Source organism: Psychrobacter sp. SC65A.3 (assembly GCF_025642195.1).
Lineage (GTDB): Bacteria > Pseudomonadota > Gammaproteobacteria > Pseudomonadales > Moraxellaceae > Psychrobacter > Psychrobacter cryohalolentis.
Genome location: NZ_CP106752.1, coordinates 2106027 through 2125699 on the forward strand (window position 1 = coordinate 2106027; position 19673 = coordinate 2125699).

Below are 19673 nucleotides of genomic sequence, written 5' to 3' on the forward strand. Positions count from 1 at the left end.
GTATTTAACTGCTACGAGTGCTTATCTTTACGAGCAGCAAAAAATCCCAGTTTTTTCTTTTTAAACGCTTTAGCCGCGGGCGCCAACATTGCAATGTATTGAACCAACTCTTGATTGGTCGTGGCAGTGACTAGCTGACGTTTCTTAAGTTTGCGTAATTGTTTGTCTGCTTTTACTGGTAAATCTTTATAGCGGAACGGCGTATGTGCGCTTTCAGCATCAGGTAAATGGCTTGGGTCAACGCTATCCTTAATATCGATGTTGCATCCCAATGCCTGACAGACACGTAGCGCGCTTCTTACGCCATCCTCATGGAAGCCGTTGAACCAATAAGCACCGCAAAAATGGGTGTGTGAATCGCTACTACCAGAGATATTTGACCACTGTGCTTGCGCGGCAATCATTTCATTGTTAAATACTGGATGGCTATAGTCGATACGCTTGATGACTTGGCTCTCATCCACCTCATGATTGAGAGTCACTAAGTAATTATACTTTTTAGTCAAGCGCTGCAAAATATTCATATGATAGGTCAATACGGGCTTTGTAGCAGTTTGCAGCGATGCTTTATCTTTTTTAATAGCATTTTTATCATCGATTAAATAGTTCCAGCTTGCCCACGCCAGTGGTTTTTTGGGTAAGACTGAAGTATCGGTATGTAAAACAGCAGTGTTATCGGTAAAGGTAAAATGACTCAGTACTTCTTGCTCGGTAAGATTGGCATCTTGTAATATTTTGAGCGCTGTATCTGCATGACAGGCAAAGATGACTTCATCAAACACAAGACCTTGCGTCTTATTATCTGTTGTATCTGTAACGCTCAATATTACCTTATTATCTTTGCGAGTAACTGATTGCACGGGACTGTTCACGCGAACGCTGCCACCTGCCTTCACAAAACGTTTGATCAGCTTATTTACATAATGCTTAGAACCGCCTTTTATCGTAAACCACTGCGGACGATTGACCACATCAAGCAAACCATGATTATCGAAGAATTGAGCGAAAAATACCAAGGGGAAATCTCGTACGTCGCGTAGACTGGTCGACCAAATCGCAGATACCATGGGCAATAGATAATTATCGGTGAATAAATCACCATACTTTTTAGTATCTAGATATTCGCCTAGCGTTTGCTTGGTAAAAACAGCAATATCCTGCCCCTGCTCACGCGCCTTATCATAATCTTGGCGCAGCTGACGCACCTGTTTATTAAACTGCCAGATATCATTAATAAATCCCCAAAACTTCGGATTCAGAAGATTCTTGCGCTGTGATAACAAGGTATTGAGCGTATGGCCGTTATATTCGAAGTTGTGTGCAGTATTTTTGACTGAGAAACTCATATCTGTTGCTTGAAATGGTACTTGCAGCTCATGAAGTAAGCGAAAGAAGTTAGGATAAGTACGCTCATTAAAGACAATAAAGCCGGTATCTATGGCACTTTTTTCAACCTTATTAGGCTTGGCTTTTTTACCGTCTTGTAGCGTCACATCAATGGTATTTACGTGTCCACCGATATAATCACTGGCTTCAAATACGGTGACGTCAAATTGCGTTGCCAAGTAATGAGCACAAGTTAAACCTGATACCCCTGAGCCAATAATAGCGACATTTTTTCTGACTTGTGCATCCTTCTTATCCTCTGAATGACGGCTTGTAGCCTTAACAACGGCTTCTACTTGATTAGACAGCTGCTTAGATTTACGGCGCAAAAACGGCATAAAATATTCCTAGTTATTTTCTTTATAGGTGTTCAAAAATAGTAAAACTGGCTATTTTTTATTGATTTTTGTACTGACCTGTTGCCAAACCATATCAGGTAATGTCCCTAATACTTTTAATGGCAACGTCAGTTTTTTGGGAAACTCAATAACGTCATTGCCACTTTTTATACCATCACGAATCGCTTGACTTGCCTGCTGTGTAGTCTGTAAAAACGGCATCGGAAAATCGTTTTGTTTGGTCATTGGCGTCTCTACAAAGCCGGGAACTACTAAGCTCACTGACACGCCTTGCGGTGCAAGGCTAATCTGTAAAGTTTTCATTAAATAGTGAATAGCTGCTTTTGAGCTGCCATAAGCCTCTGCACGAGCAAAAGGCACGTAAGCCGACGCCGAGCCAATACCAACTAAGCGTCCTTTTGAAGCAATCAGCTTTGGCAGTACTGCTTCAATGGCATGCGATAACGTACCCATATTCACCGACAGCACTTTCATAAACGCCGCACTATCAAAGTTTGGCATATCTAGATACTCACACATGCCAGCGCCGCAAATCGCCAAATCAATCTCATTAATTTTATCAAAAGCAGCAATCACCTTATCTCGATCCATTAGATCTAAATCGATAGTTTCTGCTCCTAATGATTTGAGCTCAGATAAGGCTTCCTCATCGCGACCGACGGCATAGACATGCTGTCCTTCTCGCAGATAGTCTTTTGCCAGCTGATAACCAATCCCAGAGGTCGCACCCGTAATCACAATATGTTGTTTCTTAGCAGTGTCTGTCATCGCAAATATCCTTTTCGTCGTTTGCTATCTTATTCTTGGTTTGGCTTTGATAAATCTTTATCTTATAAGCCTTTAGCAGCTTTATAGCTATTAACAATGTAATTTCATTAGCATTATTTTATTAACCAATGCAGTCTTTTATTTATCAAATCTAAATAATTATAGTATAAGCAAGTTGCTTTATTTGTTGTTACTTCGCAAACAGAGTGATATCTAAGATATGACGCAAATTGGCTCGACAACAACCTTTGCGCTAGCGTTAATATCTTTAATGTATAAAAACATGCAAAAAAAGCTTGACGTATTTTTTATCTTTGCTAGAATACGCCCCACTTAGCAAGAACTCGTTAGAGACTTTCTAAGCTCGCAGTAAGTCATTAAACACTTACCGCTTATTCTCCAATAGCTCAGTTGGTAGAGCAACGGACTGTTAATCCGTGTGTCCCTGGTTCGAGCCCAGGTTGGAGAGCCATATTTTAGTAGTAAATTTTTTGAGTCATATTTGATTCGATTATGGCATTTGCCAAGACCCTCATCACTTTGATGGGGGTTTTTTTATGGTCGATATTTTTGTAGCTGCTGTTTAAATGACTAGACCATAACGCTCACTAAAAACCAAATAACATACTAATGTTGCCAAATTTCGCAATTAGATTGGTTGTAGCAATAACTTATCCCTATAATAAAGCCCTAAAAAATATATAATCTATCTCATCATACCCTTAACCATTCAAGGACTGGATTTTTATGAGTAATAATGAACAAATAACTTCCTCTGACAATACCCATTATCTGCATCATACCTTTTTTGAGCCGAGCCATAGTGATACTGTCATTAGTGCAACCTTGCTGATTGTACACGGCATGGCAGAGCACAGCGGGCGTTATGCAGACGTGGCGCAATTTTTAGCCGATCACGGTATTGCGGTCGCCACTTATGACCAGCTTGGTCATGGAAAAACTGTTAAATCAGCCAAGGACTTGGGGTTTTTTGGTGAAGAGCATCCTGTGCAGTCATTATTAAAAGATGTCATCGTCATGGCGGACAGCTTAAAAGCGCGTCATCCGAATGTACCACATTTCGTCATGGGTCATTCGATGGGCTCGTTTATCGTCCGTAACGTCCTTAAACACCATGCGCGTAACTTTACCGGTGCTATTTTAATGGGCACAGCGGATGCCAATCCATTGATCAAAGTATTATTGCCGGTCAATAAGTTACTGACAAAAGCGGCGCCTAAAAAGCCAAACGCCCTATTTGCTAACGTGATGAATAAAGTACTTAATAGCAAGCTTAATAATCGTATTTCTTCATCAAAGTTTGCTTGGTTAAGCGAAAATCCTGTCGCTGTTGAAGCTTATGAAGCCGATCCATTGACGGGTTTTGACTTTACTAATAACGGCTTTATGACCCTCTTTACACTGATGAATGCAGGCTTGCATAAAAACTGGGCAATGACGATTGCCAAAGATTTTCCAATGTTATTAATCAGCGGAGAAAATGACCCAATCGGTGATATGGGTCGCGGTATTCGCAACATTGCCAATCGCTTAGACAGACAACATTTTGATCATGTCTCTGTGCAGCTCTACCCTCATATGCGCCATGAGCCGCTCCATGAACAGAATAAAGAGCAGGTTTATCAAGACATCTTAGGCTGGATAAATAGCAATACTTAAGCCCATAAAATCCCGAAATTATAGTATCGTCTATCACGTTTGCTAAAAGTCGCCAAATTAGCGACAATACGGCAAGTTTTTTATTTACCTTCATCAATTCTAGGAATGTTTATGTCATTACAACAAACCATCGAACAAGCTTTTGAGAACCGCAATGAATATAGCCCAGCAACCATGCCACAAGATGTCCGTGATGCCATCAATCAAGTACTTGAGCAGCTAGATAACGGCACTTTGCGCGTTGCAGAAAAAAAGGATGGCGAATGGGTCGTCAATCAGTGGGCAAAAAAAGCCGTCTTGCTATCGTTCCGCTTAAATGACAACTACGTTCAAGCAGCGGGCGAGCATGTCCAGTTTTATGACAAGGTACCAACCAAATTTGCAGATTGGACAGAAGCGCAGTTTAAAGAAGCTGGCGTGCGTGTTGTACCACCAGCCGTTGCGCGTAAAGGCTCTTATATCGCGCCAGGCGCCGTATTGATGCCATCGTATGTCAATATCGGTGCTTATGTCGATCAAGGCGCTATGGTAGATACCTGGGCGACCGTTGGTTCATGTGCTCAAATCGGTAAAAATGTCCATCTATCAGGCGGCGTCGGTATCGGTGGTGTTCTAGAGCCATTACAAGCTAACCCGACTATCATTGAAGATAACTGCTTTATCGGTGCGCGCTCTGAAATCGTTGAAGGCGTTATCGTAGAAGAAGGCGCAGTGATCTCTATGGGCGTCTATATTGGTCAATCTACTCGTATTTATGATCGCGAAACTGGCGAGATTCATCGTGGTCGCGTACCAGCAGGCTCAGTTGTTGTGCCAGGCAGCTTGCCTTCTGAAGATGGTACGCATAGCTTGTATGCAGCTATCATCGTGAAAAAAGTCGATGCGCAAACCCGCGCTAAAACATCCGTAAATGAGTTATTACGTTTAGCTTAAATACTTAATCACGATAGTGATTGTTTTAAATAAAAAAAGATGCTGAAGCTTTGTGCTCCAGCATCTTTTTTGTTGTTAGATAGCAGCTTAATAGAGGACTTTACGTTATAATCTTTGTCTTGTTTGGGCGCTGAACTTCCGAGCATTAAACAGATTCTTAAACCTTTTTTATTTGATATGTGCTCGATGGCACAATCAATCCTTAACTGTATTTGAAATATTATGAGTGAGTTATCTTTACGCACCGCTGCCATCCCTGTCACTGACCCTGAAGCAGGGTTACGTTTGACGGAGATTTTTTATTCTTTGCAAGGTGAGGCACTGACTTCAGGGTTGCCGACGATATTTGTACGCTTGACCGGCTGCCCGCTACGTTGCGTTTACTGCGATACCGAATATGCCTTTAGTGGCGGCGAACGTCAGTCGCTTGAGACTATTATGGCGACTATTGCCAGCTTCCCTTGTAAGCGTATTTGCTTAACCGGTGGTGAGCCTTTAGCCCAGCCTAACGCTATTGAATTGATGAAGCGTCTGCTCAATGAGGGTTATGAGATTTCTCTTGAAACGGCAGGAGCACTGACGGTCGAAAATGTTCCACCAGCGGTCAGCAAAGTGATGGATTTGAAAACCCCAAGCTCAGGTGAAGTTGATAAGAATCTTTGGTCAAACCTCGATTACCTCACTCAACATGACCAAATAAAATTTGTCATCATGAATCGCACCGATTATGACTGGGCAAAAGCCAAACTTATCGACTATAAGCTAGATGACTTGGTCGGTACGGTATGGTTTTCACCGATGTTTAATGTGACACATGAAGATACGGCAAATGATAATAGCCCAGAAGTGCCAGTACTCGCACGTGAGCTTGCCGAATGGATGTTAACCGACGCCCTACCCGTACGTTTTCAATTGCAACTACATAAGATTATTTGGGCAGATGCCAAGGGCAAATAGTCTCTAAAATCTGAATGGATTCTCAAATAAATAGCAAGCCAAGGAAGAAAGGGATAGCTATGGTCAAACTCATTTTATTGGGCTTATTAGCGGGCGCGTTTTTTAGCTCCACTTTTATATTAAATGAGATGATGAGCAGTGCTGGTGGGCACTGGTTTTGGTCAGCTAGCCTACGCTATTTATTTATGTGGCTCATCATTACTGTCCTGATTGCGATGCAGCATGGTTTTGGACGTATTAGAGAATTGAGCGCTATCTTCTTTCAGCATTGGCGATTTTGGTGTATCACCGGCAGTATTGGCTTTGGCGTATTTTATACGGGTATTTGCTATGCTGGCGACCACGTTGCAGGCTGGGTGGTTGCAGCAACCTTTATGTTTACGGTCGTGACAAGTTTATTGGTATTGGTAGCATTTGGGCAAAGATTTGATAAGAAATTTATCATTTATGCGCTACTCGTCTTTATCGGCGTAGTGATGGTCAATGTCAGTGAAGGCTTACATGCATCCACTCTCGCTGATACCGTACCTATGGCTGATATGCTGCTATATGGCGCGCTGCCTGCACTGATTGCAGCATTCAGTTATCCGATTGGCAATCAGCTGGTTTGGCAAGTGTCTCATAATTCGCGCAAACACAGTGCTGAGCAGCAACAGGCTCGTGATAATCTTCAGCCAAATGACACTGATGATAACATTGACACTCATACCCAACGCATCATTACCGAAGCCCCTATCCTACCTATCGATAGACAAGCTGCGTCACGCTTACAAAATCTCATCGCGCGCATTCCTGCGATTGAAACAACCTTATTACAAAATGCCTTTAATAAAGTCTGGTTAATGACCCTCGGTAGTTTGCCGTTTTGGTTATTATTAGGCTTAATCATACGTCCTGAGCAACCGGCGACCACACAGGTTTTTAATACGTTACTGGTAGCAGTACTCGCAGGTGTGGCGGCGACGAGTATATTTTTATATGCCCGTGAGCAAGCGGTGACATCGAGTGAGGTGGCAGGCGTAGATTCTACCCAGGCCAGTGAAGTAATATTTGCTTTAATTGGCGGCATGTTATTACTGAATAATGCCCTTCCTTCTACACTGGGCTTGGTGGGTATTGCGCTCATCATTCTGGGACTGATATTATTTGCCAAAGATGGTTAAGGCTCAAATATAGCGATGATAAATAACTTTATTTTCCCCGATATCCTGCTGTATGTGTTGGATATGGTTGGGATCATCGCCTGTGCTATCGCTGGCACATTGCTCGCGCAGCATAAAGGTTTTGATATTGCAGGCTGCATATTAGTTGCACTGGTCAATGCTATCGGCGGTGGTACACTACGGGATATGGCACTTGATCGCCACCCCTTATTTTGGATGACAGATCTCAATTACGTCATCGTGATTACTGCTACCTCTCTTATCTTGCAAATGTTTTTTCATCTGTATCATAAAATTGATAACGCGCTTAAGTTCTTTGATGCTATTGGTCTAGCAGCCTTCAGTGTGATTGGCTTTAAAGTGGGATTGACGCAAGATATAGCGCCAATGATTGCTATTATGATGGGGGTTTGGACAGCCATTATTGGTGGTTTATTGCGTGATATCATTTGTAATGAGATTCCGCTCGTACTACAGCGTGAGATTTATATCACTGCCAGTATTGCAGGCTCATTGGCGTATTTGGTGCTCGACTACTGGGGGCTAGACGCGACAATAAACGAATTTATAATGCTATTTATCATCTTTGCCATACGTATGCTGGCATTAAAATTCGATTGGCACTTGCCTTCCATTCGTTTGATCGATTAACAGATTAGCCAGTTTTTACGATGAGCGAAGAAACTAGTAGCACTGTAATCTCAGTGCTTTAATGAGAATAACTCATGCCCATTATTGCCTTAGATTCGGATTTGATTACTACTTTTAATCCGCGCTCACTGATTTATTTGTTCGATATGATTGGTATTGTCGCTTGTAGTATCTCAGGGACGATATTAGCTAAGCATAAAAATTTCGACGTGTTCGGCTGCTTGCTGGTATCGATTGTGACGGCTATCGGCGGAGGTACGGTGCGCGATGTGATTTTGGATCGTCACCCACTGTTTTGGATGGTAGATATGAGCTATTTGACAGTTATTACCATCTCTTCACTGGTGATGCAGATATTCTTTCACCCCAATTCTAGACGCGTTGATACATTTCTTAAACTCTCTGACACTATTGGTCTGTCAGCCTTCACCTTAATCGGTATAAAGGTGGCTGATAGTATGGGCGCAAATATGCCGGTGGCGCTATTACTCGGGGTTATTACGATTATTGTCGGCGGTATCATCCGCGATATGATCTGCAATGAAATTCCGCTGGTGCTACAGCAAGAGATCTATATCACCGCCGCTTTAACAGGTGGTATCCTTTACTTTGCGCTACACCATATTGGCGTGACCGCTTGGATTGCTGATATCTCAGCAATGGCAACGATTTTTACCTTACGCATGCTTGCTATTCGCTATGATTGGCAGTTTCCGACCATTGAATGGAAATATTAAAGCATAGAAATATTGACGCTTAGCGACTATTAGCGCAGTTACTATCTGTACCGTTAAGCCTCTAGTTCGCTTCGACCGTCTCTTTTACCAGCGCCAAATCTTTTATCATTAACTGCAAGCTTTGTTTACCATTCCATTCATTGATGTCCAGCTCAAACAATATATGTACTTTTTCGGCACGGTAATCCCAAGCACTGCTATCAAAATTAAATTGAATCGCCTCAATCGGATACTGTACATCAGGATAACGTAGCGACAGTTTAAGATGCTTATCCTTTAATACTTTAAAACTTAACACTTCAAACACCCCATCGAATACTGGCGGCGCAAACCCATGTCCCCAAATACTAGACTCTGCAAGATGCTCAGCAAACCATAAGCTAAAATCACTTGCTTGCAAAGCACCATCGGTGAATTTTTGCTCAGCGAATACCTCATCCTCCATCTGTGCCAGCACCGCGTTAAATGCTGTCACAAAGGCATCAAAATTGCCTCGTTTCAATGTCAGTCCTGCTGCCATGGCATGACCGCCAAAATGACTGATTAAATCAGGATGGCTCTCGGCAACTTGTTCAATGGCATCACGAATATGCACGCCAGCAATAGAACGTGCTGAGCCTTTGATGGCATCTTCAGCACTTGTACGTTCAGTATTCGCTGGCGCAAAGACAATGCTTGGCAGATAATGGCTTTCTTTCAAACGTCCTGCGACGATACCGATAACACCTTGATGCCAGTCATCTTGATATAACACAATACTACGGGTATTAGTGCTCTTCTTCTCAAGCCTATGCTGAACGATAATATCATCGCTTTCTTCAACATCCGCTTCAATACCTGTATCAGCAGCAGCTAATGCTTGGACGATATTATCCGCTTGCGTACGCATCTCACCTTCTACTTGGCGACGCGTACGATTCAGCTGCTCAAGCTCTTGTGCCAATCGCTTCGCCGTTGCCCAATCATCTGCTAGTAAGCACTCAATACCGATGCGCATATTATCCATACGCCCAGCCGCATTAATACGTGGACCCAAGACAAAACCAAAATCTTGCGCCTGTAGTTTTTTGGGATCTCGACCCGCTTGCTCGAGTAACGCTAGTATGCCAAGAGAGCCACGTCCTTGACGAATAGCCGCTAAGCCATGATGGACCAAAATACGATTGTTTTTATCAAGTACGCCCACATCAGCAATCGTACCAAGCGCCACTAAATCCAAATATTGACTGACTTGTACGGTAGATTTTCCAGCATCGCGGCGCAGCTTTGCCAGTCGTCCGAGCACGTAAAACGCTACCCCAACACCTACCAAAGCTTTACTAGCAAAAGTGCAATCAAGTTGATTGGGATTGACTACTGCTTCAGCAGGCGGTGTCTCTTTGGTGGTGAGATGATGGTCTGTAATAATGACAGTAATGCCATCAGCCTGCGCGCGCGCCACGCCTTCATGGCTTGAGATACCATTATCTACCGTGACGATCATTTGCGGTTGATAAGTTTTAATACCCAATTCGACAATCTCTGGCGTCAACCCATAACCATATTTAAAACGGTCAGGGACTAGAAAATCAACCTTGGCACCCATGGCAGTCAGGGCGCGCATCATTAACGCCGTACTGGTTGCGCCATCACAGTCAAAGTCACCAACGATCAGAATACGCTGACCGTCATCAATAGCGATATCTAATAGATCTACCGCTTCAATGATACCTTTTAGCTTTTCAGCAGGCAGCAAACCAGCCAGCTGAGTCTCAAGCTCATCTGGCTGCATAATACCGCGAGCGGCATATAGGCGAGCAAGCGTCAATGATTGAGCGGCAAGTGGTTGCAACGCGGCGGGCAACTCGTCAATGCGAGTGCTGGTATAACGGGGAGTTAAATTTAGCATGAAGCTATTCTACTGGCTTTAGTAAGTGCTCACAATATTAATTTAGAGGTAATTTTTGGCATGTCGGTGCAAGGTTAAAGATTGCTTATACATCCATCATCACGTAACTTATAGAATAATTTTAGCGCACCTAGACAATGTATTTATTTCTAAACTTATATTTTTAGAGTGTGGCTTCATTTACAAAAACGGTGCAGATTACCCCTATTTTTCAGCATTTTGCTACAAAGCAGCGATTGTATGGCGTTTATAAATACATAAAATGGTAGGCATCTTATAAACACTGCAGTTGCTTGTTATTTATTCTATTTTTTCTTTTAATTGCTATTTTTATCTATTTTAAGGATATTTCATGAAAACGACCCCTTTAGCTGAAAAACTACCGAATACGATTGATCCAAACTTAAATCTTGAACAAGTCAAAAAAGAATGTATCGCCATGGTCAAAAAGCGCGCCAGAATCTCTGCTGGTGTTGCTATCGTTCCGGTACCATTTTTTGATGTGGCAATTGATGCGAGCATGCTCACGATGCTGTTACCTGAAATCAGTGAGCGCTTTGGTTTACTCGAGGATCGCCAAGCAGCGGTAGATTTAGAGTCACGCGCTATTCACTGGAGTGCGCTAAAAGATCGTACCGTTGACTTTGCAGGCTTAATGGCAACTCGTGGTATCGTTAAAAAGACAGTGCAAGGCTTTGGTGGTCGTATCGCTGCTAAGCAAGTAACCAAATTTATCCCACTTGGTGGTCAACTGGTCGCAGGTACTATGGGCTATATGATCTTTAAGAAGATTGCTACTGACCATATCAATGAATGCTACAACTTAGCTAAAGACATTCAGCAAAAGCAACACGGCAAAAATGTCTAAATTACTATTTTAAATAAAGAAGTTACCTATCGCTTAATAAAAAAAGCCCTGTACCTAACAGGGCTTTTTTGTGCCACCTATGTAATGAACCGTAGCGTTTTAAAGCTAATGATTTATGTATGTGGACTTTGCATAAATGAACCCCTTTGCCTGCAAAGTAAAATTAGATTGTGATACAGAAATGTTGCCAAAAGGAATCAGTACAATAGTATTGCATCATTGATATTAGAACAGAGATAATATATTATAAGATTCATTTAAAATGAATCTTATAATTTCGGTTAACGATTTGACTTTTAAATGTTGAGTCATTGCGTTTTATTGGCTCATTCGGCGGTTCAGAATTTTGATTATCGTTATTAATTTCGTTCCTTAACCTTAACCTTAACCTTCAAGCACTAAATATTATCAATGTGAATATTCACTAAAGGATCCACAATGGCTTCACTACAAACATTAGCAATCGTCAAAGCAACGGTACCGGTACTCGAAGAGCATGGAACCGCGATTACTACTGTATTTTATAAGAATATGTTTCATGAGCATCCTGAGCTACTTGATATTTTTAATGAAACCAACCAAAAGCTTGGTCTTCAACAGACTGCACTGGCAATGACAGTTTTGGCAGCGGCTAAACATCTAGAAAACTTAGCGACGTTATTACCGCAAGTGACGCAAATCAGCCATAAGCATCGCGCCTTACAAATCCTACCAGAGCACTACCCTATCGTTGGCAAGCATCTGCTTGCTGCCATCAAGGAAGTATTGGGTGATGCAGCAACTGACGATATCCTTACGGCTTGGGCAGAAGCTTATGATGAGATTGCCTCGATATTTATCCAAATCGAGCACGGTATGTATGAGCAGGCAATATGGCAAGGCTTTGCACCGTTTATAGTAACGGCAAAAGCAGAAGCAGCGACTGATATCGCCGCCTTTACCGTCGTCCCGGTAAATGACCATTCAGTAAACAATCAGACTATCGATTTAAGCAAGATTAAATTATCTGCTGGTCAATACATTACTGTAAAAACAGACCCAGCAGACAGCGATCATATCGCTCTGCGTCATTACTCTTTATACTCAGCCAATAGCGATCAAGGTATCCAGTTTGCAGTTAGACGTGACAATCGCAATGAGCATAATGGTCTAGTGTCTAATTATTTACATGATCATCTAACCGTCGGTGCCACGGTTCTATTGTCGGCACCGGCTGGTAATTTTGAGCTGAATCAGGAGTTGATGCAGCAAAATGATATTCCCTTGGTACTGATCAGTGCTGGCGTTGGCGTGACACCTATTTTATCCATGTTAGAAGCTCAAGTTACCGCTAATCCAAAACGTCCTATCGTTTGGGTTTATGCTTGCCAAAACCAAGAGCATCATGCTTTTGATAGTGAAGTTAATAAACTGTTGGCTACTGCGATAAACGTAGAAAAGCACATTTTTTACTTTGAGTCTGGGCAGATTCTTAATGAAGCTTGGCTTAGCAATTTGCCTAAACTTGCTGATATTTATGTTTGTGGTTCCATGCCTTTTATGGAAAGCATTATTGATAGCCTGATCATCCTTGACCATGTCCTTGATAACATTCATTATGAACCCTTTGGTCCTAAAATGAGTATAGAGCTGGCTTAAGGTTATAAGCAATTGTTAATGACAAAATAGCATTACTGGGATGGTTTTTTGAAGCTTCTGCATCGTTTTCTTCGGGCAAGCGATAAAAAACTATCTCGGTAAATTGATATTAAAATCTGCTCTATTTTTATTTATTTTCTAACGCATAACCTCAATCATATCTTACAACTCCGCTTATGAAATCCCTGTCAGCCATGTCATTCTTATGGTATAAAGTATGTCTCATGCTATATATAGCTCAACATTAATAAGATGAGTACAAGGTTATGATTACGGTTGAAGGGCTTGTAGCTGAGATACAGCAGCGCGTAGAGAATTATAATAATAACGACTATCCGCTTAATAAAAGAGCCGTCGCTAACTACGATTTATTAGACAGCTGTCATCACATACTGGCTGAAGATATCGTCTCGCCTTTTTCGGTACCAAGACAGAACCTATCCGCGATGGATGGTTATGCGATTGCTAAAGGGACTAAGCTTGCAATAAATACTACCATCACCATCATCGGAGAATCGCAAGCTGGTAGCCCTTATAGTGGTGATATCCAGTCAGGTCAAGGAGTACGCATTTTTACTGGTGCGGTCGTACCTGATGAATGTGATACCGTTATCATGCAAGAAAACACCAATTTTGTCGCGATAAAAGGTAGCATTGATAAATCAAAGCCATACTCAATCATCCTTAGCCAAACGGCTCAGTCTGATGATCATATTCGCAAACAAGGCGAAGAAATTGTAGCGGGAGAAGCCGTTTTATTTAAAGGTAAGCGGCTGAATCCTGCTGATATCAGCTTACTGGCGAATTTGGGTTTGGATAAAGTCAACGTCTATCAGCCTTTAATTGTTGGTGTATTCGCGACAGGCGATGAGCTAGTGGCGATTGGCAATGAGCTTAAAAGTTTGGCGCAAATCTATAATTCTAATACCCCCACTCTTAAAAGCCTGCTCTCTGATTTACCAATAGCTCTTCAAGATTATGGGATTATCCCTGATGATTTAGACAAAACGACGGCTGCTGTCACTCAAGCCATGCAAGAGTGTGACGTACTGATCTCTACCGCTGGTGTATCCGTTGGTGATTATGATTTTTTGACCACCGTCATTGAGCAATTGGGCAAGATTAACCACTACAAAGTCGCGATGAAACCTGGTAAACCGTTTGTCTTTGGTGAGCTGACGCAAAACCTTGCCAAGCCTGTCTTATATTTTGGTTTGCCTGGTAATCCACTATCGACGGTCGTTGGTACGCTACAGTTTGTGATTCCTGCTTTGTGGCAAATGGCAGGCGCGTCTCATTCAGAGCGACCTATGCAATTAACAGTCATGGCAACACTTAAAAACGATGTTAAAAAATCAGCGGGTCGTAAGGACTTCCAAAGAGGCGTTTTAACCCAAGATGAAGCAGGCAGTTTTTATGTTGAAAGCTTTACCAAACAACAATCACACCGTATCAAGCAGCTGAGCCATGCCAACTGCTTTATTGTATTGGCACAAGATTCTGGCAATGTAGCCGCTGGCGAAAGCGTACAAGTGCAACCTTTCCCTTGGATATAGTGAATGTCGCTTAAAAATGATACAGTGAATAAACCTCTATGCTATAGACCGTGTGAAACTTAACATTTATTATCTAACTGCTACTCTGGTGTTAGTCACTAATTGAATGACGGTTGATCGTTATTTGTAGTTAATCGGTCATATTTATACCTGAATAGCCTATTTCACTCACAACCTGAGGCAACGCTTAAAAGTACACACTATATTTTATATTAATGGTAATCATCTATGAACCATCTTGCCCCCACCGTAGGAAATGCTCAACTGTATTCGCCTACTGCTGCATCTAGTTTTTTTGATGATCATTTACCATCGAAATTGGCAGTTTTGTCTACTGATTCTGCAGTTAACCTAGCTCAACCATTAACAGATGGCTTTGCACGACGTCTGACCTATTTGCGTTTATCGATTACTGATTTCTGTAATTTTCGCTGTGAGTATTGCTTGCCCAATGGCTATCAAGGCAAACCTCCCCAAGATGAGCTTAGTGTCGCTGAAATTGCTACGTTAATCCGCGGTTTTGCTCAAGTTGGCACCAAAAAAGTCAGGATTACGGGCGGTGAGCCTTCTATACGCCGTGATGTGGTAGACATTATTAAAACAATCAAAAACACTGAAGGCATTGAAACCGTTGCCATGACCAGTAATGGGTATAAGCTTAGTAAGCACTTAGCTAGTTGGCAGGCAGCCGGACTAAATCAGCTTAATATCAGTATGGACAGCTTTGATGCCGCTACTTTCCATAAGATGACTGGCTTTGATATGTTGCCGCAACTTTTGGCTGATATGGATACCTTGCTGGCAACCACCGATATTAAGCTTAAAATAAATAGCATTCTGATGGCAGAAACTGCTTTTGAAAACTTAATGAATGCCATTGATTATGTCAAAGATAGAGCAGTCACTTATCGCTTTATTGAATTTATGCAGACCAGTGACAACAGCGATTTATTTTTTGCTCAGCATGCGCAAACCGACATCATTACCAATTATCTGATAGAAGACGGCTGGCAAACCCATGAACGCGGCAGTAACGACGGTCCAGCAATTGAATACAGTCATCCTGATTATAAAGGGCGTATCGGACTGATTGCCCCATATGCAGCCCATTTTTGTGACAGCTGTAATCGCCTACGGGTTAGCAGTCAAGGCAAGGTGCATCTGTGCTTATTTGATCAAGGCAATTACGACATTCGTGAGCATTTGAAGCAAGATGATGTTGCAGGACTGGTCAGTACTTTACATAGTTTTATGCCCATTAAACCTGAGCACCATCATCTTCATGACTCGAACAGTGGCATTATGAATAACTTGTCGATGATTGGTGGTTAATTTATCAGCAATATTTTTCATAATAAGCATATTTATCAAGGAACATTCATGAGCAAGCTGCAAGCACCTTTTACCCCACTTAATCTCGCGATACTAACCGTTTCTGATAGTCGTACGATGGCAGAAGACAGCTCAGGACAGTATCTGGTCGACCAATTGACCGCAGCAGGGCATCAGCTTGCTGATCGTCAACTGATTACCGACGATATCTATAAGATTAGAGCCGTTGTCAGCGGCTGGATTGCGGACCCAAATGTTCATGCAGTGATTACCACTGGCGGTACGGGGTTTTATATTAGAGACAGCATTCCAGAGGCAGTCAGCGTCTTGTTTGACAAGTCAATAGATGGTTTTGGCGAGATGTTCCGCTTAATATCAAAAGACGATATCGGCATGTCTACCATCCAATCTCGCGCTGTAGCTGGTATGGCAAATGGTACAGGCATTTTTTGCTTACCTGGCTCATCAGGTGCTTGCCGCACTGCTTGGGAAGGCATCTTACAAGAACAGCTCGATAGCCGTACGCGCCCATGCAATTTTGTCCCGCACTTTATGCTTACCAACCCCGGTCACGATTAATCATGACAGATGCTGTAAATACCTTAAAAAGTGTAAATAGCTCATGCGATATAGATCACTTGAATCGCTTAGCAGGTATCATCATCTTAGCAGGCGGTGCATCCAAACGTATGGGTTCTCCTAAAGCTGAGTTGATGCTACCAACCAATGAGCAATTGCTTGATTATCATGTCAGGCAAGCGCTTAAACTAAGCGCAGCAACTACTTATAATGCGCCTATTATGATTGCAGATAACGGTCGTGGTTTTTGTATCAATCCAGATTTGATTTTGAATAACCCGCAAGTGCCCATCATTCATATCACTGATTACTTTTCGGTTGACGATTTTGCTAGTAATGACAATGAACAGATCGAAACTGGCGGCGCATTGGTCGCCATAGAGGCGGCATTACAATATTTGATTTCGTCAACGACATTAGCCACTATATCAAATGCGCCTAGCTCTTGGCTGATGGTTATCAGCTGTGATAGCTTGATTGCTGCAAGCGATTTATGGAAAAAACTGCAACGTTATATAACACAAGCTGTAGATAAGTCGGTCATTTGTCTCACCGATGAGCATCATTTATATCCATTGTTAGGTATTTATCGCTTAAGTATTGAGCCGGATTTAAAGCATTATATTGACCATGGGCAGCGCCAAGTAATGAAATTTATTCAGCCAATTGTGCAGCCTGTAACGTTTTCAGAGGATTGGCAATGTCTTACCAATTTCAATACGCCTAAAGATTTTGAGCATGCCTGTATTGCTTTACGTCACCTGTAATAAGATTTACTGAGAGAAACTAGCCATTTAAGAGAAATGATAAATGAATATCAGCAGTCAAAAAACCATTCAAACTGCCTTATCCCATTTAGACAGCGACGGTGATATCACCATGGTCGATGTGAGTGGCAAAATAGCGACGACAAGAGAAGCACGTGCGCAGGGGCAAGTGATCTTCCCTGCGATAATTTATGAGCAAATCAAAGCTGCTGATGGTATGACCAAAAAAGGCAGTATCACGCAGACCGCTCATATCGCAGGTATCATGGCTGCAAAACGTACCCATGACCTGATTCCACTTTGTCACCCCTTGCCATTAGATAAGATTGGTTTAAATTTTGAATACGACGATAGTCAAAATAGTATTACTGTCACTGCTACTGTCAAAGTTACGCATAAAACCGGCGTAGAAATGGAAGCACTGACAGCCGTCAGCGTCGCTTGCCTAACTATCTATGATATGACCAAAGCCATCTCTCACGACATCATCATCAATAACGTCCATCTGATGAATAAGACGGGCGGCAAATCTGACTATCAACATGCGTAAATACGCCATAGCGATATGATAGATATAAAGCTTGGCAATTAATAAATAATGGAGACTTCTATGAGCAGTTTAGTAGAAAGCAGTGACGATATAAATACGACGATGAATATCACCGTTTTATACTTTGCCAGCTTAGCCGATGAAGCCAATTGTCATGAAGAAAAAGTAAACGTGCCACAGTCTACGTCATTAACCGAGTTATACGAGCAACTGCGCCAAAAGCATCGTTTTAGCCGTCCACAGTCAGAGCTGCGTGTGGCAGTAAACGATTACTTTGCCAAGTGGACAGATGAGATTAATCATGGCGATAGCGTGGTCTTCATTACTCCAGTAGCAGGCGGTTAATAGTATTTAGACGCTTATGTGTATCGCTAAAAATTTTAAGAATAATAAATAGAGACAATATATGGCAGACCAAGTACATGGGCAGTCGATGAGCATTAAGCGTAGCATCGATGAGGCTTATCTCATCGCTGAACGTGATGGCTTTGCGCTACTAGATTCAGACATTGATGAAAATCGACTAAAGAAAACCCTTGATGATGACAGTTGCGGCGCTTTCGTATGCTTTGAAGGTCGTGTACGTAATCACAATAATGCCAGTAGCGTCAACCGCTTAACCTACTATGGCTACGAGGAACTTGCACTCAATCAAGGGCGTGCCATTATCGAAGAAGCCAAAAAGCGCTTTGAAATTACTCACGCTATTGCCATTCATCGTATCGGGGCTTTAGAGATTGGTGATGTGGCCGTTTGGGTTGGGGTCGTTTCTGCCCATCGTTATCCTGCTTTTGATGCCTGCCGCTGGATATTAGATACGATAAAAGCGGACATTCCCGTTTGGAAGCAAGAATACTACCAAGATGACTCTTCAAAATGGCTTAGCAATAATGGGTAAGAATATAACAGTGTCAGCAGTGTGCTTAGCCTTGATGCTAACGGCTTGTACTAAAGAAAAAGGTACTGACTTGCCAGCTGAGATCAACAACACCGCTGAGCCAACTCAAATACTCCGTATCGCTGCAGCTGCCAATTTATCGGACGTATTGCCTGAAGTTATCGAGGGCTACAAAACTGATAAGGGTTTACCTGACCAAGAAATAGAAGTCACTTTTGCCTCGTCAGGTAAGCTTTATTCTCAAATTATCTCAGGTGCACCATATGATATCTTTTTAGCAGCCAACCAAGACTTCCCCGCGCAGCTGCTAAATGAGGTTTTTAAAGGTGATGCAAATCATACGCCTTTTACTTATACCCAAGGGCAACTGTCCATTTATAGTGCCACCAAAGCTGTCGGTGTATTCGATCAAAACACATTGACTGAGCTGCTTAATAGCAATGATAAAAGCAAAATCACCATTGCCAATCCTGAGCTTGCGCCTTATGGTGCATCTGCAAAATCCTATCTACAAACGCAAAATCTATATGACGTGCTAATAGCACAAGACCGTCTTATCCAAGCGGAAAATATCGGTCAAGCGTTCCAATATGCCCATACTGGTAGTGTCGACTATGGCTTTGTTGCGCACTCACAAGTCATAGCAATGAAAGCAACACCTGAGCATTTCTACCTCTTACCATCAACATCTTATCCTGCTATCTTACAAGACGGCATACTCATTACTAATGAAGCAAATGCAGCAGATTTCACGGATTATCTACGTTCTCCTACAGGACAAGCTTACTTCTCTAGAGCTGGTTATTTAGCAGTTCGGTAATTTATCTATAGCCGCTATGCATAAAAAGCCATCCTAGCTGTTTTATACTGTCTTTTGTCAGTGAGCACGCTTATCATAAGGCTTTAAATATCATTATAAATGTGTTTTCTTACCATGATATTTGAAAAAAAGAATACGATAAA

Annotated in this window: 19 protein-coding genes and 1 tRNA gene; 17 read left to right on the forward strand and 3 right to left on the reverse strand. The window is 42.1% G+C overall.

The features are described from left to right. Positions 1 to 11 precede the first annotated feature (11 nt). The gene (locus OEG80_RS08845) at positions 12 to 1724 is read right to left on the reverse strand and encodes an NAD(P)/FAD-dependent oxidoreductase (RefSeq protein ID WP_263240405.1); all 1713 of its coding nucleotides are present in this window, start codon (positions 1722 to 1724) and stop codon (positions 12 to 14) included. A gap of 51 nt (positions 1725 to 1775) precedes the next feature. Then, positions 1776 to 2513: an SDR family NAD(P)-dependent oxidoreductase gene (locus OEG80_RS08850; RefSeq protein ID WP_133105188.1), complete on the reverse strand. Its 738-nt coding sequence runs from the start codon at positions 2511 to 2513 to the stop codon at positions 1776 to 1778. A gap of 396 nt (positions 2514 to 2909) precedes the next feature. Between OEG80_RS08850 and OEG80_RS08855 the strand changes: the two genes are divergently transcribed. The 7 genes from OEG80_RS08855 to OEG80_RS08885 all read left to right on the forward strand — a co-directional run bounded on the left by OEG80_RS08855 (position 2910) and on the right by OEG80_RS08885 (position 8634). Then, a tRNA-Asn gene (locus OEG80_RS08855) sits at positions 2910 to 2985 on the forward strand. Positions 2986 to 3260: 275 nt separating this feature from the next. After that, positions 3261 to 4193, forward strand: coding sequence for a lysophospholipase (locus tag OEG80_RS08860; protein WP_263240406.1), 933 nt, complete (start codon positions 3261 to 3263; stop codon positions 4191 to 4193). Positions 4194 to 4304: 111 nt separating this feature from the next. Next, positions 4305 to 5126, forward strand: a complete 822-nt coding sequence (gene dapD / locus OEG80_RS08865) for a 2,3,4,5-tetrahydropyridine-2,6-dicarboxylate N-succinyltransferase (protein ID WP_020443027.1) — start codon at positions 4305 to 4307, stop codon at positions 5124 to 5126. A 222-nt stretch (positions 5127 to 5348) separates the two neighbouring features. Next, positions 5349 to 6083: a 7-carboxy-7-deazaguanine synthase QueE gene (gene queE / locus OEG80_RS08870; RefSeq protein WP_263240407.1), complete on the forward strand. Its 735-nt coding sequence runs from the start codon at positions 5349 to 5351 to the stop codon at positions 6081 to 6083. Positions 6084 to 6142: 59 nt separating this feature from the next. Further along, positions 6143 to 7246: a multidrug resistance efflux transporter family protein gene (locus OEG80_RS08875; RefSeq protein WP_263240408.1), complete on the forward strand. Its 1104-nt coding sequence runs from the start codon at positions 6143 to 6145 to the stop codon at positions 7244 to 7246. A 15-nt stretch (positions 7247 to 7261) separates the two neighbouring features. Beyond that, positions 7262 to 7897, forward strand: a complete 636-nt coding sequence (locus OEG80_RS08880) for a trimeric intracellular cation channel family protein (RefSeq protein WP_020443023.1) — start codon at positions 7262 to 7264, stop codon at positions 7895 to 7897. Positions 7898 to 7971: 74 nt separating this feature from the next. Beyond that, positions 7972 to 8634 (forward strand): trimeric intracellular cation channel family protein, encoded by a 663-nt coding sequence (locus OEG80_RS08885; protein ID WP_011513071.1) that lies wholly within the window; start codon positions 7972 to 7974, stop codon positions 8632 to 8634. A gap of 61 nt (positions 8635 to 8695) precedes the next feature. Here the strand turns inward: OEG80_RS08885 and recJ are convergent, their stop codons facing one another. Next, positions 8696 to 10522 (reverse strand): single-stranded-DNA-specific exonuclease RecJ, encoded by a 1827-nt coding sequence (gene recJ, locus OEG80_RS08890; RefSeq protein ID WP_263240410.1) that lies wholly within the window; start codon positions 10520 to 10522, stop codon positions 8696 to 8698. 352 nt (positions 10523 to 10874) lie between these two features. Here recJ and OEG80_RS08895 point away from each other — a divergent pair, with 352 nt between their 5' ends. From OEG80_RS08895 to modA, 10 genes are all read left to right on the forward strand, one after another. Beyond that, entirely contained in the window at positions 10875 to 11390 is a 516-nt protein-coding gene (locus OEG80_RS08895; protein WP_149410024.1) for a hypothetical protein, read from the forward strand. A gap of 438 nt (positions 11391 to 11828) precedes the next feature. Further along, the gene (locus OEG80_RS08900) at positions 11829 to 13028 is read left to right on the forward strand and encodes a globin domain-containing protein (protein WP_263240411.1); all 1200 of its coding nucleotides are present in this window, start codon (positions 11829 to 11831) and stop codon (positions 13026 to 13028) included. Between the two features lie 266 nt (positions 13029 to 13294). Next, complete coding sequence (locus OEG80_RS08905; protein ID WP_263240413.1) at positions 13295 to 14584, forward strand: molybdopterin molybdotransferase MoeA; 1290 nt, start codon at positions 13295 to 13297, stop codon at positions 14582 to 14584. Positions 14585 to 14812: 228 nt separating this feature from the next. After that, entirely contained in the window at positions 14813 to 15916 is a 1104-nt protein-coding gene (moaA, locus tag OEG80_RS08910; RefSeq protein WP_263240415.1) for a GTP 3',8-cyclase MoaA, read from the forward strand. A 48-nt stretch (positions 15917 to 15964) separates the two neighbouring features. Next, positions 15965 to 16495, forward strand: a complete 531-nt coding sequence (gene moaB, locus OEG80_RS08915) for a molybdenum cofactor biosynthesis protein B (RefSeq protein WP_263240416.1) — start codon at positions 15965 to 15967, stop codon at positions 16493 to 16495. Between the two features lie 2 nt (positions 16496 to 16497). Further along, complete coding sequence (gene mobA, locus OEG80_RS08920; protein WP_263240417.1) at positions 16498 to 17262, forward strand: molybdenum cofactor guanylyltransferase; 765 nt, start codon at positions 16498 to 16500, stop codon at positions 17260 to 17262. 43 nt (positions 17263 to 17305) lie between these two features. Next, positions 17306 to 17812 (forward strand): cyclic pyranopterin monophosphate synthase MoaC, encoded by a 507-nt coding sequence (gene moaC, locus OEG80_RS08925; protein ID WP_263240419.1) that lies wholly within the window; start codon positions 17306 to 17308, stop codon positions 17810 to 17812. Between the two features lie 60 nt (positions 17813 to 17872). After that, on the forward strand, positions 17873 to 18157 hold the full coding sequence (locus OEG80_RS08930; RefSeq protein ID WP_263240421.1) for a MoaD/ThiS family protein: 285 nt from the start codon (positions 17873 to 17875) through the stop codon (positions 18155 to 18157). A 61-nt stretch (positions 18158 to 18218) separates the two neighbouring features. Next, positions 18219 to 18710, forward strand: a complete 492-nt coding sequence (locus OEG80_RS08935; protein WP_011513057.1) for a molybdenum cofactor biosynthesis protein MoaE — start codon at positions 18219 to 18221, stop codon at positions 18708 to 18710. Further along, positions 18703 to 19530, forward strand: a complete 828-nt coding sequence (gene modA, locus OEG80_RS08940; RefSeq protein ID WP_263240423.1) for a molybdate ABC transporter substrate-binding protein — start codon at positions 18703 to 18705, stop codon at positions 19528 to 19530. Before OEG80_RS08935 ends, modA begins: the two co-directional genes overlap by 8 nt. The last annotated feature ends 143 nt before the right edge of the window (positions 19531 to 19673 follow it).

What these genes read in the sequence shown, in the direction of transcription:
- OEG80_RS08845 (WP_263240405.1), bottom strand. Translation starts at nt 1,724, where the DNA reads ATGCCGTTTTTGCGCCGTAAATCTAAGCAGCTGTCTAATCAAGTAGAA.
- OEG80_RS08850 (WP_133105188.1), bottom strand. Translation starts at nt 2,513, where the DNA reads ATGACAGACACTGCTAAGAAACAACATATTGTGATTACGGGTGCGACC.
- OEG80_RS08860 (WP_263240406.1), top strand. Translation starts at nt 3,261, where the DNA reads ATGAGTAATAATGAACAAATAACTTCCTCTGACAATACCCATTATCTG.
- dapD (WP_020443027.1), top strand. Translation starts at nt 4,305, where the DNA reads ATGTCATTACAACAAACCATCGAACAAGCTTTTGAGAACCGCAATGAA.
- queE (WP_263240407.1), top strand. Translation starts at nt 5,349, where the DNA reads ATGAGTGAGTTATCTTTACGCACCGCTGCCATCCCTGTCACTGACCCT.
- OEG80_RS08875 (WP_263240408.1), top strand. Translation starts at nt 6,143, where the DNA reads ATGGTCAAACTCATTTTATTGGGCTTATTAGCGGGCGCGTTTTTTAGC.
- OEG80_RS08880 (WP_020443023.1), top strand. Translation starts at nt 7,262, where the DNA reads ATGATAAATAACTTTATTTTCCCCGATATCCTGCTGTATGTGTTGGAT.
- OEG80_RS08885 (WP_011513071.1), top strand. Translation starts at nt 7,972, where the DNA reads ATGCCCATTATTGCCTTAGATTCGGATTTGATTACTACTTTTAATCCG.
- recJ (WP_263240410.1), bottom strand. Translation starts at nt 10,522, where the DNA reads ATGCTAAATTTAACTCCCCGTTATACCAGCACTCGCATTGACGAGTTG.
- OEG80_RS08895 (WP_149410024.1), top strand. Translation starts at nt 10,875, where the DNA reads ATGAAAACGACCCCTTTAGCTGAAAAACTACCGAATACGATTGATCCA.
- OEG80_RS08900 (WP_263240411.1), top strand. Translation starts at nt 11,829, where the DNA reads ATGGCTTCACTACAAACATTAGCAATCGTCAAAGCAACGGTACCGGTA.
- OEG80_RS08905 (WP_263240413.1), top strand. Translation starts at nt 13,295, where the DNA reads ATGATTACGGTTGAAGGGCTTGTAGCTGAGATACAGCAGCGCGTAGAG.
- moaA (WP_263240415.1), top strand. Translation starts at nt 14,813, where the DNA reads ATGAACCATCTTGCCCCCACCGTAGGAAATGCTCAACTGTATTCGCCT.
- moaB (WP_263240416.1), top strand. Translation starts at nt 15,965, where the DNA reads ATGAGCAAGCTGCAAGCACCTTTTACCCCACTTAATCTCGCGATACTA.
- mobA (WP_263240417.1), top strand. Translation starts at nt 16,498, where the DNA reads ATGACAGATGCTGTAAATACCTTAAAAAGTGTAAATAGCTCATGCGAT.
- moaC (WP_263240419.1), top strand. Translation starts at nt 17,306, where the DNA reads ATGAATATCAGCAGTCAAAAAACCATTCAAACTGCCTTATCCCATTTA.
- OEG80_RS08930 (WP_263240421.1), top strand. Translation starts at nt 17,873, where the DNA reads ATGAGCAGTTTAGTAGAAAGCAGTGACGATATAAATACGACGATGAAT.
- OEG80_RS08935 (WP_011513057.1), top strand. Translation starts at nt 18,219, where the DNA reads ATGGCAGACCAAGTACATGGGCAGTCGATGAGCATTAAGCGTAGCATC.
- modA (WP_263240423.1), top strand. Translation starts at nt 18,703, where the DNA reads ATGGGTAAGAATATAACAGTGTCAGCAGTGTGCTTAGCCTTGATGCTA.